The sequence below is a fragment of the Ralstonia sp. R-29 genome (assembly GCF_049913345.1).
Classification (GTDB): domain Bacteria; phylum Pseudomonadota; class Gammaproteobacteria; order Burkholderiales; family Burkholderiaceae; genus Ralstonia.
In genome coordinates, this window is sequence record NZ_CP184378.1 from 266,132 (window position 1) to 291,865 (window position 25,734).

Consider the following 25,734-nt stretch of genomic DNA (forward strand, 5'->3'; position numbering starts at 1 on the left):
TCAGCTTCCTTGCGAATCCAATGCGGAGTCCAACGCGGGTAAAGGTGCTTCCCGGCGACGGCCCAGTAGCCGCAGGCGCAGCTTGTCGAGCGCCAGGTAGACCACCGGCGTGGTGTAGAGCGTCAGGATCTGGCTGACCAGCAGCCCACCGACGATGGAGATACCCAGCGGCGTGCGCAGCTCCGCGCCGTCGCCATGGCCGAGGGCCAGCGGCAGGGCGCCCAATAGCGCGGCCATCGTCGTCATCAGAATCGGCCGAAAGCGCAGCACGCAGGCGTGGAAGATGGCATCCGTCGGGCTCATGCCCTGGCTACGCTCGGCCTCCAGGGCGAAGTCGATCATCATGATCGCGTTCTTCTTGACGATGCCGATCAGCAAAATCACGCCGATCAGCGCGATGATCGAAAAGTCCGTGTCCGTGATGATCAGCGCCAGCAGCGCGCCCACCCCCGCCGAGGGCAGCGTCGACAGGATCGTGATCGGGTGCATGTAGCTCTCGTACAGCACACCCAGCACGATGTAGATGGTGATGAGCGCGAACAGGATCAGCACGGGCTGGCTGGAGAGTGAGTCCTGGAACGCCTTGGCCGTGCCCTGGAAGCTGCCATGCACGGTGCTCGGCACGCCGATGCGGTTCATGGCGTCCTGGATGTCCTGCGTGGCGCCCGACAGCGACGCGCCCGGCGCCAGGTTGAACGAAATCGTGCTGGCCGCGAACTGGCCCTGGTGGTTCACCGCCAGCGCCGTGTTGGTCGGCTCGTAGTGCGAGAACGTCGACAGCGGTACCTGCGCGCCGGTTGAGGTGATGAGGTAGATGTCGCGCAGGCCTTCGGGGTTCTGCCAGTACTGCGGCGCGGCTTCCATCACCACGCGGTACTGGTTGAGCGGGTTGTAGATGGTCGACACCTGGCGCTGACCGAAGGCGTTGTTCAGTGCGTTGTCGATATCGCTCGGGTTGAGGCCGAGCGCCTTGGCCTTGTCGCGGTCGATCACGAGCGAGGTCTGCAGGCCCTTGTCTTGCGCATCGGTGTTGACGTCGGTCAGCGACTTGAGTTGCGACAGTGCTTGCTTGATCTTCGGCTCCCAGGCGCGCAGTTCATCGAGGTTGTCGGCCTGCAGCGTGTATTGATACTGCGCGTTGCTGGCGCGGCCGCCCACGCGGATGTCCTGTACCGACTGCAGGAACAGGCTCGCGCCCGGCTCCTGAGCAAGCTTGCCGCGCAGCCGGTTGATGACCTGATCGGCCGACAGCTTGCGTTCAGCCAGCGGCTTGAGCTGGAGGAACATCTGCCCCGTGTTGCGCTGGCTGCCGCCCGTAAAGCCGACCACGTTTTCCACCGCCGGGTCTTGCCGCACGATGCTGATGAAGTCCGTCAGCTTGGTGCGCATGGCCTGGAACGAGATCGCCTGGTCTGCCTGGATGAAGCCCATCACACGGCCCGTGTCCTGCTGCGGAAAGAAGCCCTTGGGCACGATCACGTACAGGTAGCCGTTGAGGAAGATCGTCAGGCCGAGGATCAACAGCGTGAGCCAGCTATGGCGCAGCGCCCAGGCCAGCGAATACCGGTAGCCATCGAGCAGCCAGGTGAAGAAGCTCTCGGTCTTGCGGTGGAACCAGCCGTGCTCTTCTTCGTTGGCCGGCTTCAGCAAGCGCGCGCACATCATGGGCGTGGTGGTGAGCGATACCACCAGCGACACCAGAATTGCCACCGACAGCGTGACCGCAAACTCACGGAACAGTCGCCCGACAATGCCGCCCATCAGCAGCAGCGGAATGAATACGGCAATCAAGGAGAGGCTCATCGATACGACCGTGAAGCCGACCTCACGCGCGCCCTTGAGTGCAGCCTGCATCGGCCGCATGCCATTCTCAATATGGCGCGAGACGTTTTCGAGCACCACGATGGCATCGTCGACCACGAAGCCGGTTGCCACCGTCAGCGCCATCAGCGAGAGGTTGTCGAGGCTGTAGCCGCACAGGTACATCACCCCGAACGTGCCGATGAGCGAGACCGGCACCGCAACGCTGGGGATGAGCGTGGCCCGCACGTTGCGCAAGAACAGGAACACCACCATGATCACCAACGCAATCGACAGCACCAGCGTGTGCTCCACATCGCGCAGCGAGGCGCGGATGGTGGGCGTGCGGTCCATCATCACATCCAGGTTGATTTGCGCGGGAATGGTGTTGCGCAGATAGGGCAGGGTGGCGTTGATGGCGTCGACCGTGTCGATGATGTTGGCGCCGGGCTGCCGGCTGATGATGAGCAGTACCGACGCCTTGCCGTTGGCCGAGCCGTAGTTGCGGATGTCCTGCACGCCGTCGCTGACGTCGGCCACATCTTGCAGCCGCACCGGCGAGCCATTGCGCCACGCGATGATGAGCGGCTTGTATTCGACGGCCTTCTTGGCCTGGTCGTTGGCGTAGATGGTCCACACGCGCTCGCCCGATTCCAGCATGCCCTTGGGCTTGTTGGCGTTGGTAGCGGTGATCATCCCGCGTACGGTCTCCATCGAGATGCCGTATTTGTTCAGCGCCGTCGGGTTCAGCTCCACGCGCACGGCGGGCAACGATGCGCCGCCAATGGTCACCTGACCGACGCCGGTCACCTGCGACAGCTTTTGCGCGAGGATGGTCGATGCCGCGTCGTACAGCTCGCCGCGCGACATGGTGTCGGACGTGAGCCCGAGAATCATGATCGGCGCGTCGGCCGGGTTGACCTTGCGATACGTCGGGTTGCTCGGCAGGCCCGAGGGCAGCAGGCTGCGCGAGGCATTGATGGCGGCCTGCACGTCACGCGCGGCACCGTCGATGTCGCGCGATAGGTCAAACTGCAGCGTAATGCGCGATGAGCCCAGCGAGCTGGACGACGTCATCTCCGTAATGCCCGCAATGCGCCCGAGCGAACGCTCGAGTGGCGTGGCCACCGTGGCCGCCATCGTTTCGGGGCTGGCACCCGGCAGCGAGGCGTTGACGGAGATGGTCGGAAAGTCCACCTGCGGCAGCGGCGACACCGGCAGCAGCTTGAACGCAGCCATGCCCGCCAGCGCCACACCGATGGTCAGCAGTGCTGTGGCAACCGGCCGCGCGATGAAGGTAGCGGATAGGTTCATGGCTGGCCGCCGTGATCGTCTGCGGTGCCGCCGGAACGCGGATGCCCGCGCCGCGCCGCGCGCCGCTCACGCCAGTCGCGCAGGCGCAGGCCTAGGTTGTCGAACGCCAGATAGATGACGGGCGTGGTGAACAGCGTCAGCACCTGGCTGACCAGCAGACCGCCCACCATCGTGATCCCGAGCGGCTGGCGCAGCTCCGAGCCCACGCCCGTGCCCAGCATTAGCGGTAGGGCGCCCAGCAGTGCCGCCATGGTCGTCATCAGAATCGGACGGAAGCGCAGCAGGCAGGCTTGGTAGATCGCGTCGCGCGGCTTCATGCCTTGCTCTCGCTCGGCCTCTAGCGCGAAGTCGATCATCATGATCGCGTTCTTCTTGACGATACCGATCAGCAGGATGATCCCGATGATGGCGATGATGCCCATGTCCTTGCCCGCAAGCAGCAGCGACAGCAGCGCACCCACGCCGGCCGACGGCAGCGTCGACAGAATCGTCACCGGGTGGATGGTGCTTTCGTACAGCACCCCCAGCACGATGTACATGGTGATGATGGCCGCCAGGATCAGCCAAAGCTGATTGGAGAGCGATGCGCGGAACGCCAATGCAGCGCCTTGGAAGCTGGTCTGCATGCTGGCGGGCAGGCCGATTTCCTGTTCGACCGCGTTGATCGTATCCACCGCCGCACCCAGCGACGCGCGCGGCGCCAGGTTGAACGAGATCGTGGCCGCCGGGAACTGCCCCTGATGGTTCACCACCAGCGAGCCCGGTTGTTCCACCACCGTGGCAAAGGCGCCCAGCGGGACTTGCTGGCCACTGCTGGAGGGCACGTGCAGGTCGTACAGCGAGTGGGGCCCAAGCTGCATCTTCGGGTCGCTTTCCAGCACCACGCGGTACTGGTTCGATTGCGTGAAGATGGTCGACACCAGGCGCTGGCCGTAAGCGCTGTACAGCGCGCTATCGACCGCCGCCATGGTGATGCCATACACCGCTGCCTTGTCGCGGTCCACCTGCACATAGGCACGCAGGCCGTTGTCCTGCAAGTCGCTCGCCACGTCGCGCAGCTCCTTGGTCTGCTGCAGGCGTTCGACCAGTTTCGGCACCCACTTCGACAGGTTGTTCGGGTTCGGGTCTTCCACCGTGAACTGGTACTGCGTGCGGCTGACGCGGTCTTCAATCGTCAGATCCTGCACCGGCTGCATGTAAAGCTGGATGCCAGCCACCTTGGCCAGCTCAGGCTGCAGGCGTTGGATGATCTCGGTGGCGTCCGCGTCGCGCTGGTCCTTGGGTTTCAGGTTGATCAGCATGCGGCCGCTGTTGAGCGTGGTGTTCACACCGTCCACGCCGATGAACGACGACAGGCTGACCACTGCCGGGTCTTTGAGCACCACCTCGGCCAGCTTCTGCTGGCGCTCGGCCATGGCCGAGAACGAGATCGATTGCGACGCATCCGAAATGCCCTGGATCACGCCCGTGTCCTGCACGGGGAAGAAGCCCTTGGGCACCACCACATACAGCAACCCCGTCAGCACCAGCGTGCCGATGGCCACCAGCAGCGTGCTCTTCTGGCGGTTGAGCACCCACTGCAGCATGCGGCCGTAGCGCGCGATGACGTTATCGAAAAACGCACCGGCAGCATGGTAGAAGCGCGACTGCTCGGCTTCGGGAATGTGCTTGAGCAAGCGCGCGCACATCATCGGCGTGAGCGTGAGCGATACCACCGCCGAAATTAAAATCGACACCGCCAGCGTGATCGCAAACTCCCGGAAGAGCCGACCCACCACATCGCCCATGAACAGCAGCGGAATCAGCACCGCAATCAGCGAGAACGTAAGCGAGATGATGGTGAAGCCGATCTGCTTAGCGCCCTTGAGCGCAGCTTCCATGGGTGGGTCGCCGTCTTCAATGTAGCGGGCAATGTTCTCGATCATGACGATGGCGTCATCCACCACAAAGCCGGTGGCAATGGTCAGCGCCATCAGCGTCAGGTTGTTGATCGAGAACCCGGCCATGTACATCACGCCGAACGTGCCCACCAGGGACAGCGGCACCGCCACCGCCGGAATGATGGTGGCCGGCACGTTGCGCAGGAACACGAAAATCACCATCACCACCAGCGCCACGGCCAGCATCAGTTCGAACTGCACGTCCGATACGGAGGCGCGGATGGTGGTGGTGCGGTCGGTCAGCAGTGTCACTTCCACGTTGCCGGGCAGGGTGTCCTTGAGCTGCGGCAGCAGCGCCTTGGCGCGGTTGACCACCTCGATCACGTTGGCGCCAGGCTGGCGCTGCACGTTCAGGATGATGGCGGGCGTGGCGTTGGCCCACGCGGCCAGCTTGGTGTTCTCGGCGCCGTCGACGATCTGCGCGACGTCGGTCAGGCGGATGGGTGCGCCGTTCTTGTAGGCGACGATCATCTTGCCGTACTCAGCGGCGGACTTGAGCTGGTCGTTGGCGTCGATGGTGGAGGCGCGCGCCGGGCCATCGAAGCTGCCCTTGGCGCCGTTCACGTTGGCGGTGCCAATGGCCGTGCGGATGTCGTCGATCGACAGCCCCAGCGCCGCCAGCGCCGACGTATTGGCTTGGATGCGCACCGCCGGCCGCTGCCCGCCGCTGATGCTGACCAGGCCGATGCCCGGCAACTGCGACAGCTTCTGGGCGATGCGCGTATCGACCAAGTCTTCCAGCTTGGGCAGCGGCATCGTGTTGGAGGTGATCGCCAGCGTCAGGATGGGCGCATCTGCCGGGTTGACCTTGCTGTAGATCGGCGGCATCGGCAGGTCATTCGGCAGCAGGTTGCCGGCAGCGTTGATGGCGGCCTGCACTTCCTGCTCGGCAATGTCGAGCGAGAGCGACAGATCAAACTGCAGCGTGATCACCGAGGCGCCGCCGGAGCTGGACGACGTCATCTGCGTGAGCCCCGGCATCTGGCCGAACTGGCGCTCCAGCGGCGCCGTGATGGATGACGTCATCACATCCGGATTGGCGCCCGGATACAGCGTCGTCACCTGGATGGTCGGGTAGTCGACCTCTGGCAGCGCGGAAATCGGCAGCATCCGGTACGCCACCAGGCCCGACAGCAGGATGGCGACCATCAGCAGGGTGGTCGCCACGGGCCGGAGGATAAATATGCGGGAGGGATTCATGCCAACTCGGTGCAGAAGACTTCAGGCGGGTACACGCGATTACGGCTTGGCCGCAGGCGCGCTTGCGGCAGGCGCGGAGGCGCCGCCTTGGCCGCGACGGTGGCGACGGCCCTGCTGCCCGTCCTGGCCGGCAGCCGGCGCGCTGGCGGGGGAGGCGCCGGGCTGGATCACCTCCACCGGTGCGCCATCGCGCAGCTTGTCCGCTCCATCAACCACCACGCGCTCGCCCACTTTCAGGCCCTGGGCAACGGACACTCGATCGCCCTCCGTCACGCCCAGCTTGACCACGCGCAGCGACACGTTGCTGTCGTCGCCCACCACATAGACGAAGGTGCCTTGCGTGCCGCGCTGGATGGCCGCGCCGGGCACGATCACCTGATCATGCAGCGTATCGACGCGCATGCGCACGTTCACAAACTGGTTGGGGAACAGCGCGGCGTTCTGGTTCGGAAACTGCGCGCGCAGCTTGACCGTGCCGGTGGTGTTGTCGATGGTGTTGTCCACGGTCATCAGTGCGCCGTGTGCGAGTACCGTCGTTTGTGCGCGGTCCCAGGCTTCCACGGGCAGCTTGTTGCCCGATTGCAGGCGCGGCATCACCTTCGGCAGGTTGTCTTCCGGGATGGAATAGATGACGGTGATCGGATCAATCTGCGTGATCACGACGATGCCGTTGGTATCCGATGCATGCACGATGTTGCCCGGATCCACCTGGCGCAGACCCACGCGGCCCGACACCGGCGCTGTGATCCGCGTGTACGACAACTGCACACGTGCGTTGTCGACATTGCCCTGGTCCAGCTTGACCGTGCCTTCGTACTGGCGCACCAGCGAGGCCTGCGTGTCCACCTGCTGCTTGGCAATCGAGTCTTGCGACAGCAGTGTCTGGTAGCGCTGCAGATCCAGCTTCGCATTGGTCAGCAACGCCTGGTCGCGTGCGAGTTGGCCTTCGGCTTGTGCGAGTTGCGCTTGATAGGTGCGCGGGTCGATTTCGGCCAGCAGGTCGCCGGCCTTGACGGTCTGGCCTTCCGTGAAGGCCAAGCGCACGAGTTGGCCGTCCACGCGGGTTTTGACGGTCACGTTATTAACGGGGGTGACGTTGCCCAGCGCAGATAGCACGACGTTGATGTCGCCCTTGGCCGCGGTGGCCACCATGACCGGCATGGGCTTGCCGGCCATGGCACCGCCACGTCCACCCGGGCCGCCGCGCCCAGCACCTTGGCCGCCGCTGTTGCGGTGTATCGCGTGGTACACCGCATAGCCGATCAGTGCCAGGATGATGAGGACAACCCAGATGCCCCAGCGCCGCCGCTTGCCGCCCGCATTGCCACCCTCACGCGGCGGCGGCAGCAGTGTCGGCGAAACCCCGTTGGACGTGTCGTGCGGATGGCGTCCGGCATCGGGCTGGCCGGCTTGTGGGTCCTTGGCGTCGGACATGGTGGCTTCCTGTTCTTAGCGATATGAGGGCAAGCGCACATGATACTGGGCGCCTGCTCTAAACAGCCCGCAGCTTAAAGGCATCGCCTTTGCGCAGAATTAGTCGCACCGTAGGTTGTATTACTGCAGATTACAAATCGATGGTGCTGTTACTGCGAGAAACAATATGGCGGAAATACGCGGCATCTGTGTGCGCGGTAGTGGCTATCATGGGCACACTTTCAAGCGTCTGCGTTGACGCACACCACGCCCAAGCAAATCCCGAGCGACATGAGCGGCACCAAGATCCTGGTCGTCGATGACGACGTCGAACTGCGCGACCTGCTGCGCGAATACCTGACCCAACAGAGTTTTGCCGTCTCCGTCATGCACGACGGGGATGGACTGGCCGCGCGGCTGGAGCGCGAACGCCCCGCATTGGTGGTGCTCGACCTGATGATGCCCAAGGTGGACGGCTTGTCGGCCCTGCGTGACCTGCGTGCCCGCAACGATGATGTGCCCGTCATCCTGCTCACTGCCCGCAGCGACGAGATCGACCGCATCATCGGCCTGGAGATCGGCGCGGATGACTACCTCGGCAAACCCTTTTCCCCGCGCGAACTGCTTGCGCGGATCAACGCCGTGCTGCGTCGCCGCCAAGCGGTGCCGGCATCGGCCCCGGAGGATCGCGACAGCTTTGCCTTCGGCCCTTTTAAGCTCAACTTCCGCATGCGCACGCTGTTTCGCGGCGACCGCGCGCTCTCCATCAGCGACACCGAATTCGCGTTGCTCAAGCTGCTGATTGCGCACGCCATGCAGGTCCTTACGCGCGAGCACATCGTCGAATTGATGTATGGCCCGGGCAGCGGCGTGTCGGACCGCGGCATCGACGTGCAGATCTGGCGCCTGCGTCGCGTGCTGGAAGAAGACGCCCAGCGCCCGCGCTATATCCAGACCGTGCGCGGGCGTGGCTACACTTTTGTGCCGGATGAGCGGGAAGAGCAGGGCGAGCGCGATGAAGTTCAAGGCTAGGTTTGACACGCTGTTCGGGCGGCTTGCCGTGCTGATCGTGGTGGTGCTGGTACTCAGCCATTTCTCGTGGCTGGGTGTGCTGCGTGCGGAGCGCCGTGAGCGGCAATTTCAGGCATCGGTCGACCAGATGGCGTTCCAGCTGCAGGCGTTTCAGGCCGTCATGGATGGCCACCTGAAGGCCAAGCTGCCCGACCTGGTGACCGAAACCAATGACGCACCACCCAGCGATACGCTATCGGCGTCGGATAAGTCTTCCGAACTGGCACGGCAGCTTGCTCGTCGTTTGCCGGCCGGTACGGAGTTGCGGCTCGAACCCTCCGCCACGCCTCGGGTGTACGTTCGCTTTGCGCAGCGCGACAAATGGATCGCCATGCCGCTCGTCTGGGTGCATGCGCCACCGACCATTTCTGCCGTGGTGCCGGGCGTGATGGTGGTGTTGGCGATTGCGATTGCGTTTTCGCTGTTTGCGGCATGGCAGATCCAGCGGCCCGTGCGTGCTTTGGCCGATGCCGCTGGCGCATTGGCCCGGCGCCGCTACGTGGCGCCGCTCAAGGAGCGTGGCCCCTACGAGCTGCGCCAGTTGACGGTTCAGTTCAACCACATGGCGGCGGATCTGTCGGCCACCGACGAAGAGCGCAACACCATGCTCGCCGGTATCGCGCATGACCTGAAGACGCCGCTTTCCCGCCTGCGCCTGCGTGCCGAGATGCTGGCTGATCCGAAAGCTGGCGCCGGCATCGAGCGCGATGTCGAATCCATGTCGGCCATCGTCGAGCAGTTTCTCGCCTATGCGCAGAGCGGCGACGGCGAAGCGCGCGAGGTGACGGTCGATCGCCATCTGCGCGGTCTGGTGCAGCCGTTTGCCGAGCAAGGCAAGCACGTTGCCCTCGATCTGCATGCCGGCGATCGCTTTCGGCTCAAGCCGACGCATCTGGAGCGCATTGTCGTCAATCTGCTCGACAACGCCTTCGCATACGGTGCCGAGCCCGTCAACGTGCGCACAACCGCCGACGAAGGCGGCTACACGCTGACGGTGGAAGACCACGGCGCAGGTATCCCCACCACGGACATTGACCGCGTGATGCGCCCGTTCGTCCGTCTGGACCCGGCGCGTGGCGGCAATGCGCATTGCGGCCTCGGCTTGGCCATCGTCGACCGGCTGGTGCGGCATCTGGGTGGGGAGCTGGCAGTCGGGCCGGCTGCGGCCGATGGGGCGTCCCCAGGATTCCGCGTGACGATGCGGTTTCCGGTGTCGGCGGCCATTGCCTGACAGCGGCCTCTGACACACGGATTGGCGATTTCGTACGCTATCCTAGGCGCGGCAAGCACGCTTGTTGCGTGCGCTCCACCAGACCCCCCGGGAGGAAACGCATGAATCGCGCTGTCTGTCTCGCCAAGGATGCTGGCCAGGGCCGCCAGGCCGCCGCTGCTGTTGTCTGTGTGCTGGCGATAGGGTTGGCAGCTTGCTCGTCACCGATGCCGCCATGGCAGCCGCCACGGACGACCATCCAGCCTGCACCTGCACCTTTACCATCTGCGCCGGTGACCACGTTACCGCCCGCACCTGTAGCGCGCCCGGTGCCGGCTCCGCCGCCCGCGATGGCGCCGAACACACCGCCCCCCGCCGAGGACGCCGAGCCCCCGCGCGTGGGCATGGCGAACCCGGCCTCAACGTATTGTCTGCAACGGGGCGGGCAGCTTGAGTTTTCCACCCGCGCGAACGGCGCCGAGGTGGGCACGTGCGTCAGCCCAGGTGGGGACGAATGTGAGGAATGGGCCTTCCTGCGCGGCAGTTGCACGTGGTGAACTGCGCGTAAACAAAAAAAGGGCCGCGGAGGCATCCTCCGCGGCCCTTTTTACATGGCAGTGCGCCGATCAGCGCGGGCTGTTGCCCAGCTTGGCGGCCACGCGGTCTGCACGATCCTGCGAACCCGGGTGCGAGCTCAGCAGGCCGGCCGACTTGCCGCCATCGAGCTTGGCCAGCTTCTGGAACGCCGTCACCAGCGCGCGGCGGTTGCTCTTGGTGCGCGTGAGCAGGTCGAACGAGTAGTCATCCGCAGCGGTTTCCTGCGATTGCGAGAACTGCGCATTCACGAAGGCTTCCGACAACGCGCCCATTTGCGAGGACGACAGCGCGGCCACCGCACCATTCCCGCTGGCGGCCAGCGCGCCGCGTGCGGCCTGCGTGGCGTAGGCGACTTGCATGGCGTTCTTGCTGTGGCCCAGCGCCACGTGGCCGATTTCGTGGCCCAGCACGGCGCGGACTTCGTCGTCGGTCATCTTGTCCATCAGGCCGCTGTACACACGCACGCAGCCGTTGGCCATGGCCCAGGCGTTGATGTCCGGCGTCATGTAGACCTTGGCGTCGATGGGGATGCCGCTGGCTTGCAGTGTCGGCACGATGCCGGCCAGACGCTTGGTGTAGGTGCTCTTGGCCGGGGCGATCTTGTTCTCGGCGTCGCTCTGCGCGCAGCTTTGCTGCGACAGCGTGCGCACGTCGTTGTCGGACAGCGAGGCGGCCTGGAACAAGTTGCTGCCGGCTTGCGTCATGCCTTGCATGTCGGTGCCAGCACAGGCGGTCAGCACGGCGGCTGCCGCCACCGTCAGGGCGGTGGCGCGCAGGGTCGAAAGGGACAATGTGGGCAGCGAGGACAGGCTCATGAGTGGGCTCCTTGGTTAGACGAGAGAGAGGCCCGACATGCTAGGCGCCGCCTGCGCCGCGTGGGTTAAGTTGTGTTAACACCGTAAGAATACCCACCCGCAGGCTTATCGCCGCGCCACCACCACCTTGTCCGCAGATTCCGCCACCAGCCGCATCGGCACGCCGGCTGCCTGCAGCTTTTGCCATGTCGTACGGCGCATGAAGGCGTAGGCGGGCGGGCCGTCGGTCCAGCGTTGGATCCATTCATCGGTGGTGGCGATCACCTTGCTGGGCTCCAGGCCCGCGCCCATTTCCAGCTCGTCAAAGCCCGCGACCAGCGTCAACGGGCGGCCCAGGTAGTAGATGGCCGTCTGGTCCAGCCAATCGACCGAGTAGAACGGCGTCTCGGTGGGAATCGGGCCGGTCGCATCCAACGTTTTTTCGATGATGTCGCGGGCGGAGAGTGCGTCGCGGAAGATCTCGCTGCCGTTGAGCACACGGTCCCAGCAGAACAGGGCGGACACGGCGAGCACGATCACCGCGAGTGTGCGTCGCTGCCAGCGCAGTGCCAGCAGGGCAGCCAGCGTGCCGATGGCCAGCATGGCCATGACTTCGCGCAGCATGGGCATGGCCTGCGCCACCTGTTCGGGCGGCATTTTGGCGCCGGCCTTGGCACCAATGATCGGGACGGCAAACCACAGCCCGATCGCAATCAGGAGGTTCACGCCCAACGCCCAGGCGACGGCGCGCGTGGGCATCTTCTCCAGCGCCAGCGCCAGCACGATCGCAAATGCGGGAAACGCCGGCACGATATAGCCCGGCAGCTTGGAGCTGGACGCCGAGAAGAACAGGAAGATCATCCCCGCCCAGGCGATCGACCAGCGCACTAGGTCAAATTGTCGCGTGGCGACAAACAGATCCGCCGCGCGGCCAAGGCGCCTGCCGATGGCCGCAAACAGCAATGGCGTCCACGGCAGCAGCCCAGCCGCGCCCACTGTAACGAAGTACCACCACTTGCCGCTGCGATGGTGCTCATTGGTGAGGAAGCGCTGGAAGTGCTCGTGGATGAAGAAGAAGTTGAAAAACTCCGGGTTGCGCTGCTGCACGATCACAAACCACGGCACTGTGGCGATCAGATACAGCGCCAGGCCCGGCAGCCAGTGCATGCGGCGGATCAACGCCCAGTCGCGCGTCATCAGCAGATACGCCACGCCGATCAACCCCGGCACCACCAGGCCGATCAACCCCTTGGTGAGCGTGGCGCCGGCCAAGGCCAGCCACACCACTAGCATCCACCCGAGCCGACCACCGCGCGAGACGCCCGGTCGTTGGGCCAGTGCAAAGCCGCACGCGCCCACGGTCAGGAAGAAACCCACGCCCATGTCGAGCGTGATCACCTGCCCAAACAGCAGGTACAGCAGCGACGACGCCAGGATGGCCGCCCCCGTTGCCGCTGCACGCCCGCCGCGGTACACCGCCAGCGTCCACGCCGTCATCAGGATGCCGCCCAGGCCGAACAGGATCGGCCACAGGCGCGCGCCCCACGCATTCACGCCAAACGCCTGGAAGGTGGCCGCCGTCGTCCAGTACTGCAGGGGCGGCTTCTCGAAGTACTTGAGATCGTTCAGGCGCGGTGTCACCCAATCGCCCGAGACCACCATCTCGCGTGGGATCTCCGCATAGCGGCCTTCATCGGGGCGGAACAGGGTGGAGCGCTGGAACAGGTCGTCCGTCCACAGCGCAAGGAATACGGCGATGAGCGCAACAACGATCAACGCCATCCACGGCGAACGAGGGCGGGAAGAAACAATGCGGGATTCCATGCGGGGACGGCGATAGCGGCACGGTCGGAAAGGCTTGGATTCTAGTCGATGCCGGGTTAGCGGACCGTTAGCCGTGGTCTCCAAGCCTTGCGCATCGCCCCCGCGGTCAGCCCGCCGCGTTGTTGCTCAGCCTGAATACGGACACCACCTCGTTGAGCTTGGTCGCCTGTTCCTCAAGCGATTGGGCTGCGGCCGCCGCCTGCTCGACCAGCGCCGCATTCTGCTGTGTCACCTCGTCCATCTGCACGACGGCCTGGTTGATCTGTTCGATGCCACGGCTTTGCTCTTCCGAGGCGGCGGAGATTTCGCCGACGATATTCGACACCTGCCGGATGGCTTCCTTCACCTGGCCGATGGTCGTGCCGGCGGCCGTGGCCTGCGTGGCGCCATCCTGGATCATCGTGACCGACGCGCCGATCAGTTCCTTGATCTCCTTCGCTGCCGTGGCGGAGCGCTGCGCGAGGCTGCGGACCTCGCTCGCCACCACGGCAAAGCCGCGGCCCTGCTCGCCAGCGCGCGCGGCTTCCACCGCGGCGTTCAGCGCCAGGATGTTTGTCTGGAACGCGATGCTCTCGATCACGCCTGTGATCTCCGAAATCTTGGTCGAGCTGCCGCTGATTTTTCCGATGGTGCCGACCATGCCCTGCATCGCGTCGTTGCCCGCGTCGGCCATCTCGGTCGCACGCAGTGCGAGCGCGTTGGCGTGCCGTGCGTTGTCTGCGCTGTGCTTCACGGTTTCGGTCAGCTGAGTCATGCTCGATGCCGTCTCTTCGAGCGAGGCAGCTTGCTGTTCGGTGCGCGCCGATAGATCGACATTGCCATTGGCGATCTCGCTTGACCCAAGTGCAACGTACTGGCTCGCCGACTGGATCTCGGCCACCATCGAAACCAGTCGCCCCTTCATTTCAGCAAGGGCCTCGAGCAGGCTGCCCGGCGCGGCGTGCGACGCATCGAAGTTTGCACTCAGGTTGCCTTGTGCGATTTCCTGCGCGATCTTCGTCGCGTACGCCGGTTCTCCGCCCAGCGTTCGCTTGACGCTGCGGGTCACCGCCCACGCAATGCCACCGATGGCGGCAGCGATGACGACCGCAATTACGCCGAGCACCGTCACCAGCCGCATGAACGTTGCGTTGATGTCGTCGTAAAAGAAGCCGGTACCGATCCACCAGTCCCACTCCGGAATGGACACCACGCCTTGTAGCTTGGGTTCGGGCTCGGCATCGGGCGAGCGCTTGATGAGCACGTCGACGAGCGCGAAGTGGGATTGCGCCATGCCGGTGCGGTAGGCCTCGCTGTCGGTCACGCCGGTCGTCGTTCGGTTGCCCTGTGCCTTGGTGCCGATGAACTTGGCGTTCGGGTGCACGAGATTGATGCCGTCGGCGGTTGTCACCCAGTAGTAGCTTTTCGTGTTGGCATTCAATTGCGCCAGCGTGTCCTTGGCCGCCTGCTGCGCCTGTTCCCGCGACATCGTGCCGCGCGCTTGCGCGTCTCGATAGGCGTTGACCAGGTGCTCGGCCTTGGTCAGCAGAATGACGAGCTGCTCGCGGCGGCTCTCGATCAACGAACTGCGCAGGGTCTGCAGGGCCGTCGCCGCCAGCAGGACGACACCGAGCAGCGCCGCAGCGACGAGCGCCAGCAACTTGGTGGACAGTTTCATGGGGCTCCCCTCCCGATATAAGTTGGGAGGTCTAACGGCCCGAAATCGCGTAACTTGCGCCGGTGCGTTCGCTGATCGAACTGCAGCGTGCGACTATCGAGCAAAATCCGGGTTTGCCCTCACGCGGCAGGCCGGCGCGTCGTGATGGGAGGACAACCTTGCCCGACCCGTCAGTAGGGTCGATGCGTTGCAATTTGTTGCGGTAGCATGGCGCCTGCCGACACCTTTGTCGGTGTAGTACGTCTTCAGGGCGGGGTGGAATTCCCCACCGGCGGTATGCGGGCAATGTGTTTTGCGCCCGTGAGCCCGCGAGCGCCCGATATGCGCCTGCATATCGGGGTCAGCAGATCCGGTGAGATGCCGGGGCCGACGGTCAGAGTCCGGATGGAAGAAGATGTGCGGAACAACACGCTCCCGCTGCTGGGCGCGCTTGGCCATGTCTTGACGTGCGCCGGGTGTGCCGCTGCCAGGACGTGTTTGTCTGCTTGCCCTGGAACGTCTTGTCGCCAATCTCGCGAGGAGCGTTTCCATGTTGTCCACTCAGCAATCCCCTGTAGTTCACCCGCCCGCATTGCCCTCAACCATGGAAGGCAATGTGATTTCTGACGCCATCGAAGCCCGCTTTGATCCGGCCGACATGCCCGAACGCATGGCTGCCGCGCTCGATGCGGTACGCCTTGGCGTGCCCGTCGTCGTGCTCGACGATGCCGACCGCGAAAACGAGGCCGATCTCATCGTCGCTGCCGACAAACTTACGCAGGCCAGCATGGCGATGTTGATTCGCGAATGCAGCGGCATCGTCTGCCTGTGCCTGACGGCGGAGAAGAGCGCATCGCTCGGCCTGCGCCCGATGGTGGAAGACAACCGCAGCCAATACGGCACAGCGTTCACCGTGTCGATCGAGGCGCGCACGGGGGTGAGCACCGGCGTGTCAGCAGCCGACCGCATCACGACGATCCGCGCGGCGATTGCGCCGGATGCCGATACGCAATCGATCGTCAGCCCCGGGCATGTGTTTCCGCTGGTGGCGAAGGAGGGTGGAGTGCTCACGCGGCGCGGCCACACCGAGGGCTCGGTAGACCTGGCACGTTTGGCAGGCTTGCCGCCCGCTGCAGTGCTATGTGAGCTGATGCTGCCCGACGGCACCATGGCGCGCCGTGACGACGCGGTGCGCTTCGCCGATCAGCACAGCCTGCCGGTGCTGACCATTGAAGACATCGTGCGGTATCGGGAACACATGGAGCGCGCGGTCAGCTTCGTCTGAACCGGCCCATGATCCTACTGCGCGGCCCGATCTTGGCCCTGTGATGCTCGCTGTACCCATGTACAGCTGCGCTTCTCGGACCAACCTCGGGCCGCTCGCTACGGATCCTGAGCCGGTTCAAAAGCCGACCGCGTGAGAGAGGTGAGGCTGATTACCGCTTGAGCGCGGCCGCTTCCTTGGCAAGCGCTGTGATATCCGCCCAGTCGCCGGCAGCGACCTTGTCCTTGGGCACCATCCACGAGCCGCCCACGCACACCACGTTGGGCAGCGCGAGGTAGTCGGGCGCGCTCTGCGGCGTGATGCCGCCCGTGGGGCAGAAGCGCACGTCACCGAACGGGCCGTAGATCGACTTGAGCATCGGGATGCCGCCTGCCGCTTCGGCCGGGAAGAACTTCAGCGTGGTCAGGCCGAATTCCAGCGCCAGGATCAGCTCCGACGGCGTGGCAATGCCTGGCAGCCAGTCCAGCTCGGCCTTGGCTTGTGCCACGGCCAGCATCGGCGTGATGCCTGGCGACACGGCAAACACGGCGCCCGCGTCTTTCGCCCGCTGGAAATGCTCGGGCCGCGTGAGCGTGCCTGCGCCGACGATGGCATCGCTGCCAAGGTCCTTCACCACCGCGCGGATCACATCCAGCGCCACCGGCGTGCGCATCGTGATCTCGAACGTGCGGATACCGCCTTCGTACAGCGCGCGGCATACCTTGACGCCTTCATCGACAGATTGGAACTGCAGCACCGGAATGACCGGGCCGGCCTTGACGACGGAATCGATACCCACAACGTTCTCCTAGATCAACTTCATATCAACAGAACAGCTTAAACGACGGTCGACAGCGCCAGCGTCAGCAGCAGCGCCACGACCGAGATGATGGTTTCCAGCACCGTCCACGTCTTGAAGGTTTCCGGTACGGTCAGGTTGAAGTACTCCTTCACCAGCCAGAAGCCGCCGTCATTCACGTGCGACAGGATCAGCGAGCCGGCACCGGTGGCCAGCACCATCAGCTCTGGCCGGACGGCCGCGCCTGATGCTGCAGCGATGGGGGCGACGATGCCGCAGGCAGTGGTCATGGCCACGGTGGCCGAGCCGGTGGCGATACGGATCATCACGGCCACCACCCAGCCCAGCAGCAGCGGCGACAGGTGCGCATCCGTTGCCACACCCACGATGGCCTTCGACACGCCGGAGTCACGCAGAATCTGGCCGAAGCCGCCGCCTGCACCCACCACCAGCGTGATCGTGGCGATCGGTGCCAGGCACTCGTTGGTGAACTTGAGGATGGTCTCGCGGTTGAAGCCGCGTGCCTTGCCGAAGGTGTAGAAGCTCACCAGCGCGGCGATCAGCAGCGCCATGACCGAGTTGCCGGCCAGCTTGAGGATGTCATTGGCCAGCGACTTGGGCGTGGTGAACAGATCCGCCCAGCTGCCGATCAGCATCAGCACCACCGGCAGCAGGATCGTGAACAGCGTGATGCCGAAGCCCGGCAGTTCGCGCTTCTGGTCGGCTTCCACAAATTGCGCGGCCAGCGGGTTGTTTTCATTCGGCTTGACGTAGCGCGAAACGAGCATCGCCCAAAGCGGACCGGCCAGGATGGCCGTCGGCAGGCCGACGATCAGCGCATACAGGATGGTCTTGCCGATGTCTGCCTGGTACGCCGTCACGGCCAGCAGCGCGGCCGGGTGCGGGGGGATCAGGCCGTGCACCACCGACAGGCCTGCCACCATCGGCAGACCCACCATCAGGATCGGTGTGCCCGTGCGCTTGGCCACGTTGAAGGCAATCGGGATCAGCAGCACGAAGCCGACTTCAAAGAACACCGGCAGGCCGATGATGAAGGCCACCACCATCATCGCCCAGTGCGCGTTTTTCTCGCCAAAGGCATGGATGAGCGTCTTGGCGATGCGCTCCGCACCGCCTGACTCGGCCATCATCTTGCCGAGCATGGTCCCTAAGCCCACCACCAGCGCAATGTGGCCGAGCGTGTTGCCCACGCCGGTTTCGAACGCCTTGACGATGTTGCCCATCGGCATGCCGACCACCACGCCCAGCGCGAGCGAGACGACGATCAGCGTAACGAACGGGTTCAGTTTCTGGACGGCGATCAGGTAGATCAGCGCCACCACCGCCAGCGCGGCGGTTAGCAACAGCGAGTTGCCTTGCATCGGGACCATCGGGTTTTCTCCTCAGTGTGTGTTCACGGCTCTTGTTGTCGTGGCCGCGCCGTCGTGCAGCGCGTGCCTTTTGATATGCGGACTACGGCTTCTTGTAGGCCACGCAATCCACTTCCACCTTGCAGTCGATCACCATGCTCGACACCACGCACGCGCGGGCCGGCGGGTTGGCGCCAAAGTATTCCTTGAACACCTTGTTGAACGACTGGAAGTCGCGCGGATCATCCAGCCACACGCCGCAGCGCACGACGTGCTCGGGGCCGTAGCCGGCTTCGGCCAGGATGGCCAGCAGGTTCTTGATGGTCTGGTGCGATTGCTCGACGATGCCGTTGCCGACCACCTCGCCGTTCACCATGGGCGTCTGGCCCGAGACGAACAACCAGCCATCTGCGCCGGCCGCACGGGCAAAGGGGAGGTGCTGGCCACCGGTGCCGGTGCCGCCTTCAACGCCAATTCGGGTAATCGTCATTGCTGTATTCCTTCTTCCAAACAAATGCAGATTCAGTGGACTTCCGTGCTGGCCGTTGCCTGCGCGCGAGGCCCGCGCTTAAGGAACCGCCCAGCGCGATGGGGCTGTACGGCACCGTCCTGATACGACAGATGGCCGTTGACCCACACCGCCGCGATGCCAGCGGCCGGTTGCTGTGGGTCGGTGAAGGTGGCGACATCGCGCACGATTTCCGGGTCGAACAGCACGAGGTCCGCCCAATAACCTTCGCGCACGAGGCCGCGTTCGGCCAGGCCGAAGCGCTCGGCGGACTGGCCCGTCATCTTGCGGATAGCGGCCGACAGACTCAGCAACTTGCGCTCCCGGCTGTAGTAGCCGAGCACGCGCGGGAAGGCGCCCCACAGGCGCGGATGCGGTTTCGGATCATTTGGCAGACCGTCGGAGCCGATGACCGTGGCGGGGTGCGTGATGATGCGGTCCAGATCCTGCGCCGACATGTTGTGGTACACCGCGCCGGCCGGTTGCAGGCGGCGCGCAGCTTCCATCAGGTCGGTGCCCCAGGCGGCGGCGATTTCCTTCAGCGTCTGCCCAGCCATGCCCGGCTCAGGCTCCGACCACGTGATGAAGATGTCGAATTCGTCCGTCACCTGCTTCAAATCGAGCGTGGACGAACTTGCGGTGTAGGGGTAGCAGTCGCAGCCGACCGGCTGGTAGCGCTGCGCTCCTTCGATCGATTCCAGCACTTCGCCTGCGCGGCCCCAGTTGGCGGCGCCCGCGCATTTCAGGTGCGAGATCACGATGGGCACGCGCGCATGCTTACCGATGCGATACGCCTCGTCCATCGCGTCGAGGATGGCGGCGAACTCGGTGCGCAAATGCGTGGTGTAGATGGCGCCGGCCTCGGCCAGCGGTTCTGCCAGGCCCATCACCTCTTCGGTGGTCGACGCGAAGGCGTTGGCGTAGGCCAGGCCGGTCGATAGGCCCAGCGCGCCGTGGTCAAGCGCCTCGCGCAGCTGCGTGCGCATGCCTTCGACTTCATCTGCGGTGGCGGGGCGGTCGAGGCGGTCGAGGTGGTTGTTGCGCAGCGCCGTATGGCCGATCAGCGCGGCGACGTTGACGGCCGGCTGCGCGCGCTCCACGGCTTCCACGTAAGAAGCGAAGGTCGGATAGGCGAACGCGCTAGCGGGGCCGAGCAGGTTCATCGGGTCCGGCGGATCGCCCTTGAGCGTGGCCGGCGACGCGCTGATCCCGCAGTTGCCGACGATGACCGTGGTGATGCCCTGCGACACCTTGCACAGCATGTCGGGCGTGCGGATCACGTTGGTGTCGTCGTGCGTGTGCACGTCGATGAAGCCGGGGGCGAGCACGCGGCCTTCACCGGCGATTTCCTCATCCCCCAGCCACGCGGTGGAATCCGACGTGGCGATGGCGGCGATGCGGCCATCGGTGATGGCCACGTCGAACAGCGTGGCCTCGGGTTCGTGGCCGCTGCCGTCCACGATGCGGACCTGGCGGATGACGGTGTCGTACTGCTGCATGTCAATCTCCGAGCGGCTGACGATTGCCGCCGCCGCGATGCGCATCGAGCACGTACTTGATGCGCCGTAAGAGCTCCTTGCTGCGATCGGCCTGCTGTAGTGCGACCTCGGTCGCCAGCAGGTCGATCATCATCATCATGGCGTAGCGCGATGATGACGGCTTGAAGATGAAATCGGTTTCCATGGCCTGGATCGGCAGCAAAACATCGGCCAGCGCCGCCAGCGGCGAGCCGATGGCTGTGATGGCGATGACCTTGGCGCCGTACTCGCGCGCAATGGTCACGCTGTCGATCACCTCCGGCACGTGGCCGGTCACCGAGAACACCACCACCACGTCGTCCGGGCTGAGCGTGGCCGCGACCATCCGCTGCAGCATCGAATCATGATAGGTGGTGACCGGCCGTCCCAGGCGGGCGAGGCGGTAGCGCATCTCGTCGGCCATGGTGGTCGAGCCGCCGCCCATACCGAACACGGCGATCATGCGGGCCACGGCCAGTGCCTCGGCAGCGGCGCGGAAGGCCTCGGGCCGCACCAGCGCGCGATTGGCTTCCAGCACGTTGGAGATGTCAGCCAGGATGCCGTCGGCGCTCGAGGGCGGGCGATCGGCGCCGCCATCCAGAAACCGCTGGCCGACTGCGGCTGCCTGCGCTAGCTTGAGCTTCAGTTCGCGCACGTCGCGGCAGCCCATCGCCTTGGCGAATCGGGTGACGCTGGCTTCGCTCACGCCGGCGCGTTCGGCCAGTGTCTGGATGCTGCCGGCGGCGGCTTCGGCAATGTCGCTCAGCACCGTTTGCGCGACCTTTTGCTCAGCCGGGCGCAGTTCTGCGGCACGCTGGGAGAGGCGGGTAACGATGTCGATCGGTTCGCGCATGGGGTCGGGATTAAACTCGCGCATTCTGGCCCCGGTAGTTGTCCGGATGGTGGCTAACGGCGGTCTTTGGTACTTTGTAACAGGTCGGCCGGCAGAATAATTTCGCCGCTATCATTGTGTCAACCCGATGTTTACCCCCAAAGGAACGTGAGTCGATTCCCATGAATGATACAAAGTACCAAGGAGACGCCAACGCCACTGTCCAGCCCCTCGACAAGGGCTTGGGGGCGTTGGATGCCGCTTGCACGCCGGAGCAGATTGCTGCCCAGCGCTGGAACGTCTTGAACGAGGATCTGAACCTGCCGGCGGCGGTGCTGTATCAGTCGCGCATTGAACACAACCTGGCCTGGATGCAGCGCTTCGTCGACGAGTACGGCGCCAAGCTCGCGCCGCACGGCAAGACGACGATGGCGCCGCGCCTGTTCCAGCGCCAACTGGCGGGCGGCGCGTGGGGCATTACGTTGGCAACCGCGCACCAGACGCGTGTGGCCTATGCCCATGGTGTGCGCCGCGTGCTGATGGCCAACCAGTTGGTCGGTAAGCGCAACATGGCCATCCTGGCCGAACTGCTGGCCGATCCGTCGTTCGAGTTCTTCTGCTTGGTGGATGCGGCGGATCAGGTCGATCAACTTGCTGCCTTTTTCGGCAAGGCAGGTCACCCGATCCAGGTGCTGATTGAGCTGGGCGTGCAGGGTGGCCGCACCGGCGTGCGCGACGACGCGCAGCTGCAATCGGTGCTGGACGCGCTCACGCGGGCCGATGGCGCGGTCAAGCTTGCCGGCGTGGAGGTCTACGAAGGTGTGATCAAGGAAGAGGCCGACATCCGCGCCTTCCTGCAGCGTGCCGTGAAGACCATCGGCGACTTGGCGAAGGCCGGCCGTCTGCAACGCACGCCGGCTGTGCTGACCGGCGCGGGTTCGGCCTGGTACGACGTGGTGGCAGAAGAGTTCGCCAAGGCCAATATCGGCCAGCCGCTCGATGTGGTGCTGCGCCCCGGTTGCTACCTCACGCACGACGTCGGCATCTACAAGGCCGCGCAGGCTCGCATCGACGCGAACAACCCGATCGCGCACAAGATGCGTTCGAGCCTGCTGCCTGCGCTGCAACTGTGGGCCTATGTGCAGTCGGTGCCCGAGGCCGAGCGCGCCATTATTGCGTTGGGCAAGCGCGATGCCGCGTTCGATGCAGGCTTGCCGCTGCCGGTGCTGCGCTACCGACCGGGCGATAAAGCGTCATCCGCCACGCCCGCCCACTGGGAAGTCACCGGCATGATGGACCAACACGCCTACCTGAAGATCGCCCCCGGCGACGATATCAAGGTCGGCGACATGATCGCCTTCGACATCTCGCACCCGTGCCTGACGTTCGACAAGTGGCGCCAGATCTCGGTGATCGACGACGCCTACAACGTCGTCGACGTCGTCCAGACGTACTTCTGAGCGAGGCACCCATGGCAGACATCCTCGCTTATGGCGAAGCGCTGATCGAATTCAACCAGGCCGATTCTGGTAGCTCGTCGTGGAATTTCGGCTTTGGGGGGGATACCTCCAACTTCTGCATTGCCGCAGCCCGGCAGGGCGCGCGCGCCGGCTACATCAGCGCGCTCGGTGCCGACCGTTTCGGCCAGGCGCTGCGTGCGCTGTGGCAGGAGGAAGGTGTCGATCACACCTACGTGCATACCGACGCGCAGGCGCCCACGGGTCTGTACTTCGTGTCGCACGATGCACGCGGGCATCATTTTGATTACTTGCGCGCGGGCTCGGCGGCCAGCCGTTTCCAGACCGCGCAATTGCCGTTGCAGGCAATTGCGGCAGCCAAGGCATTCCATCTGTCAGGCATCAGCCTAGCGATCAGCGACAGCGCTTGCGATGCGGGTTTGGCGGCGATGGCGCATGCGCGGGCGGCGGGTGTGCTGGTGTCGTTCGATACCAACCTGCGCCTGCGTCTGTGGCCGCTGGCGCGTGCGCGCGCCGTGATGCAGGAAGCAATGCGCACGTGCGATCTCTGCCTGCCGAGTTGGGATGACGTGACCGTGCTGCTGGATTGCCATGACCGGGATGGCATCGTCGATACATTGCTCGGCTGGGGCGTCAAGCTCGTGGCGCTGAAGATGGGGGCGGAAGGCTGCTACGTGGCCACGCCGGAATCGCGCACGTTGGTGCCGCGCCATACCGTCAACGCGATTGATGCCACGGGGGCGGGGGATTGCTTTGGCGGCTCGTTTGTTGCGCGGATTGTGGCTGGGGATACCCCGGTAGATGCGGCGCGTTATGCCAATGTGGCCGCGGCTATTTCCACCACGGGATACAGCGCTGTTGCGCCGATTCCGCGGGCCGACGCTGTACGCGCCGCGCTGGCTGCAGTGCAACACGGGTAAGCCGGCAACCGGACGCCGATTGCGCCGAAACCACTGAAACAAAAACGCCACCGCGTTGTATTTGCGGTGGCGTTTTTTGTTGCGTTTGCCTTGGTCAGGCGGCCAACGATGCGCTGTCGATGACGAAGCGGTATTTCACATCGCCGTTGAGCATGCGCTCGTAGGCGTTGTTGATCTGGTCGGCGCGGATCATTTCGATGTCGGCGACGATGCCGTGCTCGGCGCAGAAGTCCAGCATTTCCTGCGTCTCAGGAATACCGCCGATCATCGAGCCGGCCAGGCTGCGGCGCTTCGTGATGAGGTTGAACACCTGCGGCGAAGGGTGCGGTGTGGCCGGCGCTCCCACCAATGCCATCGTGCCGTCGCGCTTGAGCAGCGCGAAGAAGGCATCCAGATCATGCGGTGCAGCCACGGTGTTGAGGATGAAGTCCAGCCGCTTGGCGTGCGCGGCCATTTCATGGGCGTTGCGTGAAACCACTACGTCATGCGCCCCCAGCGCCTTGGCGGCTTCGCGCTTGTTTTCCGATGTGGTGAACGCCACGACGTGCGCGCCCATCGCCCGAGCGAGCTTGATGCCCATGTGGCCCAGTCCGCCGATCCCCACCACGCCCACGCTGTGCCCCGGCCCCACCTTCCAGTGGCGCAGCGGCGAATACGTGGTGATGCCCGCGCACAGCAGCGGCGCCACCGCAGCCAGTTGCGCTTCAGGGTGGCGGATGTGCAGCACGTAGCGCTCATGCACCACGATCTTCTGCGAATAGCCGCCCAGCGTATGGCCCGGCGCGTCTTCGGTCGGGCCGTTGTACGTGCCGACCATGTGGTCGCAGTAGTTTTCAAGCCCATCGTCGCAATCGGCGCAGTGCTGGCAGCTGTCCACAATGCAGCCCACGCCCACCAGGTCGCCGACCTTATGGCTGGACACGTGCGCGCCCACCGCCGACACGCGGCCGACGATCTCATGCCCCGGCACGCACGGATACAACGTTCCGGCCCATTCCGCGCGCACGGTATGAATGTCGGAGTGACACACGCCGCAGTACGCGATGTCGATCTGCACGTCGTGCGCACCAGGTGCCCGGCGCGTGATGTGCATCGGTTCGAGGGATTGGTCGGCGGCGTGGGCGCCGTAAGCTTGAATGGTCATGGAGAAACACCTTTCGTGAGTGTGGGCGACATCATCGACGCCATCTTGGCGATTCCCCCGCCAGCTGACTAGCTAATGGATGCTTAAAGAGGATATAAGGCTAGCTAATTAATCCTCCTGTGAGACTCGCAGCCATGGTCAGGCGCAACCTCAACGATCTGCTGTATTTCGTCACCGTGGCACGCGAAGGCAGCTTTACGCGTGCCGCTGCGCTATTGGGCGTGACACAGTCGGCGCTCAGCCAATCGGTGAGCAATCTGGAGGCGAAGCTTCAGATCCGGTTGCTCACACGGACCACACGCAGCGTCTCGCCCACCGCGGCTGGCGAACGGCTGCTCAATGCCATCGGGCACCGCCTTGACGAGATTGACGCCGAACTGGACGAACTGACGGCGTTGCGCGACAAGCCCGCCGGCACGGTGCGCATTACGTGCAGCGACTACGTGCTGCACAACATCCTGCTGCCTAAACTCACACCGTTGTTGCGCGAGTACCCCGATATCAAGCTGGAGTTCGACGTGAACTATGGCTTGCGCGATATCGTGGCGGATCGGTTTGACGCAGGCGTGCGCCTGGGTAACACCATCGACAAGGACATGATTGCAGTACCCATCGGCCCGCCCATGCGATGGGCCGTGGTGGCATCGCCCAGCTACTTTGAGGCCCATCCCATTCCCAAGCGGCCGCAAGACCTGATGGCGCACCAGTGCATCAACCAGCGTCTGCCGACTTCCGGCGGCCTCTATGTGTGGGATTTCGAGCGTCGGGGCCGGCAGGTCAACGTGCGTGTGGATGGCCAACTGATCTTCAACACCACGCAACCGCAAGTGGATGCGGCGCTGGCCGGCCTGGGCATCATCCTGCTGCCAGACGATGAGGTGATGTCGCACATCACGGCGGGCCGGCTTATCCGCGTTCTGGAGGATTGGTGCGCTCCATTCGGCGGTTACCACCTCTACTATCCCAGCCGGCGGCAGCCTTCGCCCGCATTCTCATTGGTTGTCGATGCGCTGCGGTTCAGTGGGCCACGCGAAGCGTACGCCGCACACCAGGACGGCGCGCAAAGCCTCCGTTGAGGGTGTCAGTTTGTGCTGCTGTCGCCA

The 25,734-nt window shown here is 64.6% G+C and carries 19 protein-coding genes and 1 riboswitch; of the genes, 7 read left to right on the top strand and 12 right to left on the bottom strand.

What is annotated here, in order from left to right:
* The 3 genes from ACN9M1_RS18505 to ACN9M1_RS18515 are packed head-to-tail and all read right to left on the bottom strand — an operon-like array spanning window position 1 to window position 7,688.
* Window positions 1-3,114, bottom strand: a complete 3,114-nt coding sequence (locus tag ACN9M1_RS18505) for a multidrug efflux RND transporter permease subunit (protein WP_426400018.1) — start codon at window positions 3,112-3,114, stop codon at window positions 1-3.
* The gene (locus tag ACN9M1_RS18510) at window positions 3,111-6,254 is read right to left on the bottom strand and encodes an MdtB/MuxB family multidrug efflux RND transporter permease subunit (RefSeq protein WP_426400019.1); all 3,144 of its coding nucleotides are present in this window, start codon (window positions 6,252-6,254) and stop codon (window positions 3,111-3,113) included. Before ACN9M1_RS18510 ends, ACN9M1_RS18505 begins: the two co-directional genes overlap by 4 nt.
* Window positions 6,255-6,293: 39 nt before the next feature.
* On the bottom strand, window positions 6,294-7,688 hold the full coding sequence (locus ACN9M1_RS18515) for an MdtA/MuxA family multidrug efflux RND transporter periplasmic adaptor subunit (protein WP_426400020.1): 1,395 nt from the start codon (window positions 7,686-7,688) through the stop codon (window positions 6,294-6,296).
* A 270-nt stretch (window positions 7,689-7,958) separates the two neighbouring features.
* Between ACN9M1_RS18515 and ACN9M1_RS18520 the strand changes: the two genes are divergently transcribed.
* The 3 genes from ACN9M1_RS18520 (at window position 7,959) to ACN9M1_RS18530 (ending at window position 10,505) form a co-directional block, all read left to right on the top strand.
* Entirely contained in the window at window positions 7,959-8,699 is a 741-nt protein-coding gene (locus ACN9M1_RS18520; protein WP_426400021.1) for a response regulator, read from the top strand.
* Window positions 8,683-9,969 (top strand): ATP-binding protein, encoded by a 1,287-nt coding sequence (locus tag ACN9M1_RS18525; RefSeq protein WP_426400022.1) that lies wholly within the window; start codon window positions 8,683-8,685, stop codon window positions 9,967-9,969. The genes ACN9M1_RS18520 and ACN9M1_RS18525 overlap by 17 nt, the downstream gene beginning before the upstream one ends.
* A gap of 101 nt (window positions 9,970-10,070) precedes the next feature.
* Entirely contained in the window at window positions 10,071-10,505 is a 435-nt protein-coding gene (locus ACN9M1_RS18530) for a putative hemolysin (RefSeq protein ID WP_426400023.1), read from the top strand.
* Between the two features lie 69 nt (window positions 10,506-10,574).
* On the opposite strand, the gene ACN9M1_RS18535 is transcribed toward ACN9M1_RS18530, so the two are convergent.
* From ACN9M1_RS18535 to ACN9M1_RS18545, 3 genes are all read right to left on the bottom strand, one after another.
* Window positions 10,575-11,360, bottom strand: a complete 786-nt coding sequence (locus ACN9M1_RS18535) for a M48 family metallopeptidase (RefSeq protein ID WP_426400024.1) — start codon at window positions 11,358-11,360, stop codon at window positions 10,575-10,577.
* 105 nt (window positions 11,361-11,465) lie between these two features.
* Window positions 11,466-13,163: a phospholipid carrier-dependent glycosyltransferase gene (locus ACN9M1_RS18540; protein WP_426400025.1), complete on the bottom strand. Its 1,698-nt coding sequence runs from the start codon at window positions 13,161-13,163 to the stop codon at window positions 11,466-11,468.
* Between the two features lie 106 nt (window positions 13,164-13,269).
* Complete coding sequence (locus tag ACN9M1_RS18545) at window positions 13,270-14,820, bottom strand: methyl-accepting chemotaxis protein (RefSeq protein ID WP_426400026.1); 1,551 nt, start codon at window positions 14,818-14,820, stop codon at window positions 13,270-13,272.
* Between the two features lie 237 nt (window positions 14,821-15,057).
* A riboswitch (FMN riboswitch) is annotated at window positions 15,058-15,220 on the top strand.
* Between the two features lie 129 nt (window positions 15,221-15,349).
* Here ACN9M1_RS18545 and ribB point away from each other — a divergent pair.
* A complete protein-coding gene (gene ribB, locus ACN9M1_RS18550; RefSeq protein WP_426400027.1) occupies window positions 15,350-16,084 on the top strand; it encodes a 3,4-dihydroxy-2-butanone-4-phosphate synthase in 735 nt (244 codons plus the stop codon).
* A gap of 151 nt (window positions 16,085-16,235) precedes the next feature.
* Here the strand turns inward: ribB and ACN9M1_RS18555 are convergent, their stop codons facing one another.
* The 5 genes from ACN9M1_RS18555 to ACN9M1_RS18575 all read right to left on the bottom strand — a co-directional run bounded on the left by ACN9M1_RS18555 (window position 16,236) and on the right by ACN9M1_RS18575 (window position 21,110).
* Entirely contained in the window at window positions 16,236-16,862 is a 627-nt protein-coding gene (locus tag ACN9M1_RS18555; protein WP_426400028.1) for a bifunctional 4-hydroxy-2-oxoglutarate aldolase/2-dehydro-3-deoxy-phosphogluconate aldolase, read from the bottom strand.
* Between the two features lie 38 nt (window positions 16,863-16,900).
* Complete coding sequence (locus tag ACN9M1_RS18560; RefSeq protein WP_426400029.1) at window positions 16,901-18,253, bottom strand: GntP family permease; 1,353 nt, start codon at window positions 18,251-18,253, stop codon at window positions 16,901-16,903.
* Window positions 18,254-18,335: 82 nt separating this feature from the next.
* Window positions 18,336-18,722 carry a RidA family protein gene (locus ACN9M1_RS18565; protein WP_065854532.1) on the bottom strand — a complete coding sequence of 129 codons (387 nt, stop codon included), beginning with the start codon at window positions 18,720-18,722 and terminating at the stop codon, window positions 18,336-18,338.
* Window positions 18,723-18,754: 32 nt separating this feature from the next.
* Window positions 18,755-20,239: a D-aminoacylase gene (locus ACN9M1_RS18570; protein ID WP_426400030.1), complete on the bottom strand. Its 1,485-nt coding sequence runs from the start codon at window positions 20,237-20,239 to the stop codon at window positions 18,755-18,757.
* A gap of 1 nt (window position 20,240) precedes the next feature.
* Window positions 20,241-21,110, bottom strand: coding sequence for a MurR/RpiR family transcriptional regulator (locus ACN9M1_RS18575; protein WP_426400031.1), 870 nt, complete (start codon window positions 21,108-21,110; stop codon window positions 20,241-20,243).
* A 161-nt stretch (window positions 21,111-21,271) separates the two neighbouring features.
* On the opposite strand from ACN9M1_RS18575, the gene ACN9M1_RS18580 reads away from it, so the two are divergent.
* Together ACN9M1_RS18580 and ACN9M1_RS18585 are read left to right on the top strand one after the other, a co-directional pair.
* Entirely contained in the window at window positions 21,272-22,549 is a 1,278-nt protein-coding gene (locus tag ACN9M1_RS18580) for an amino acid deaminase (RefSeq protein WP_426400032.1), read from the top strand.
* 11 nt (window positions 22,550-22,560) lie between these two features.
* Window positions 22,561-23,487: a sugar kinase gene (locus tag ACN9M1_RS18585; RefSeq protein ID WP_426400033.1), complete on the top strand. Its 927-nt coding sequence runs from the start codon at window positions 22,561-22,563 to the stop codon at window positions 23,485-23,487.
* Between the two features lie 94 nt (window positions 23,488-23,581).
* Here ACN9M1_RS18585 and ACN9M1_RS18590 read toward each other — a convergent pair whose 3' ends face one another.
* Window positions 23,582-24,631, bottom strand: a complete 1,050-nt coding sequence (locus tag ACN9M1_RS18590; protein WP_426400034.1) for an NAD(P)-dependent alcohol dehydrogenase — start codon at window positions 24,629-24,631, stop codon at window positions 23,582-23,584.
* A 134-nt stretch (window positions 24,632-24,765) separates the two neighbouring features.
* On the opposite strand from ACN9M1_RS18590, the gene ACN9M1_RS18595 reads away from it, so the two are divergent.
* Entirely contained in the window at window positions 24,766-25,707 is a 942-nt protein-coding gene (locus tag ACN9M1_RS18595; RefSeq protein WP_426400035.1) for a LysR family transcriptional regulator, read from the top strand.
* The last annotated feature ends 27 nt before the right edge of the window (window positions 25,708-25,734 follow it).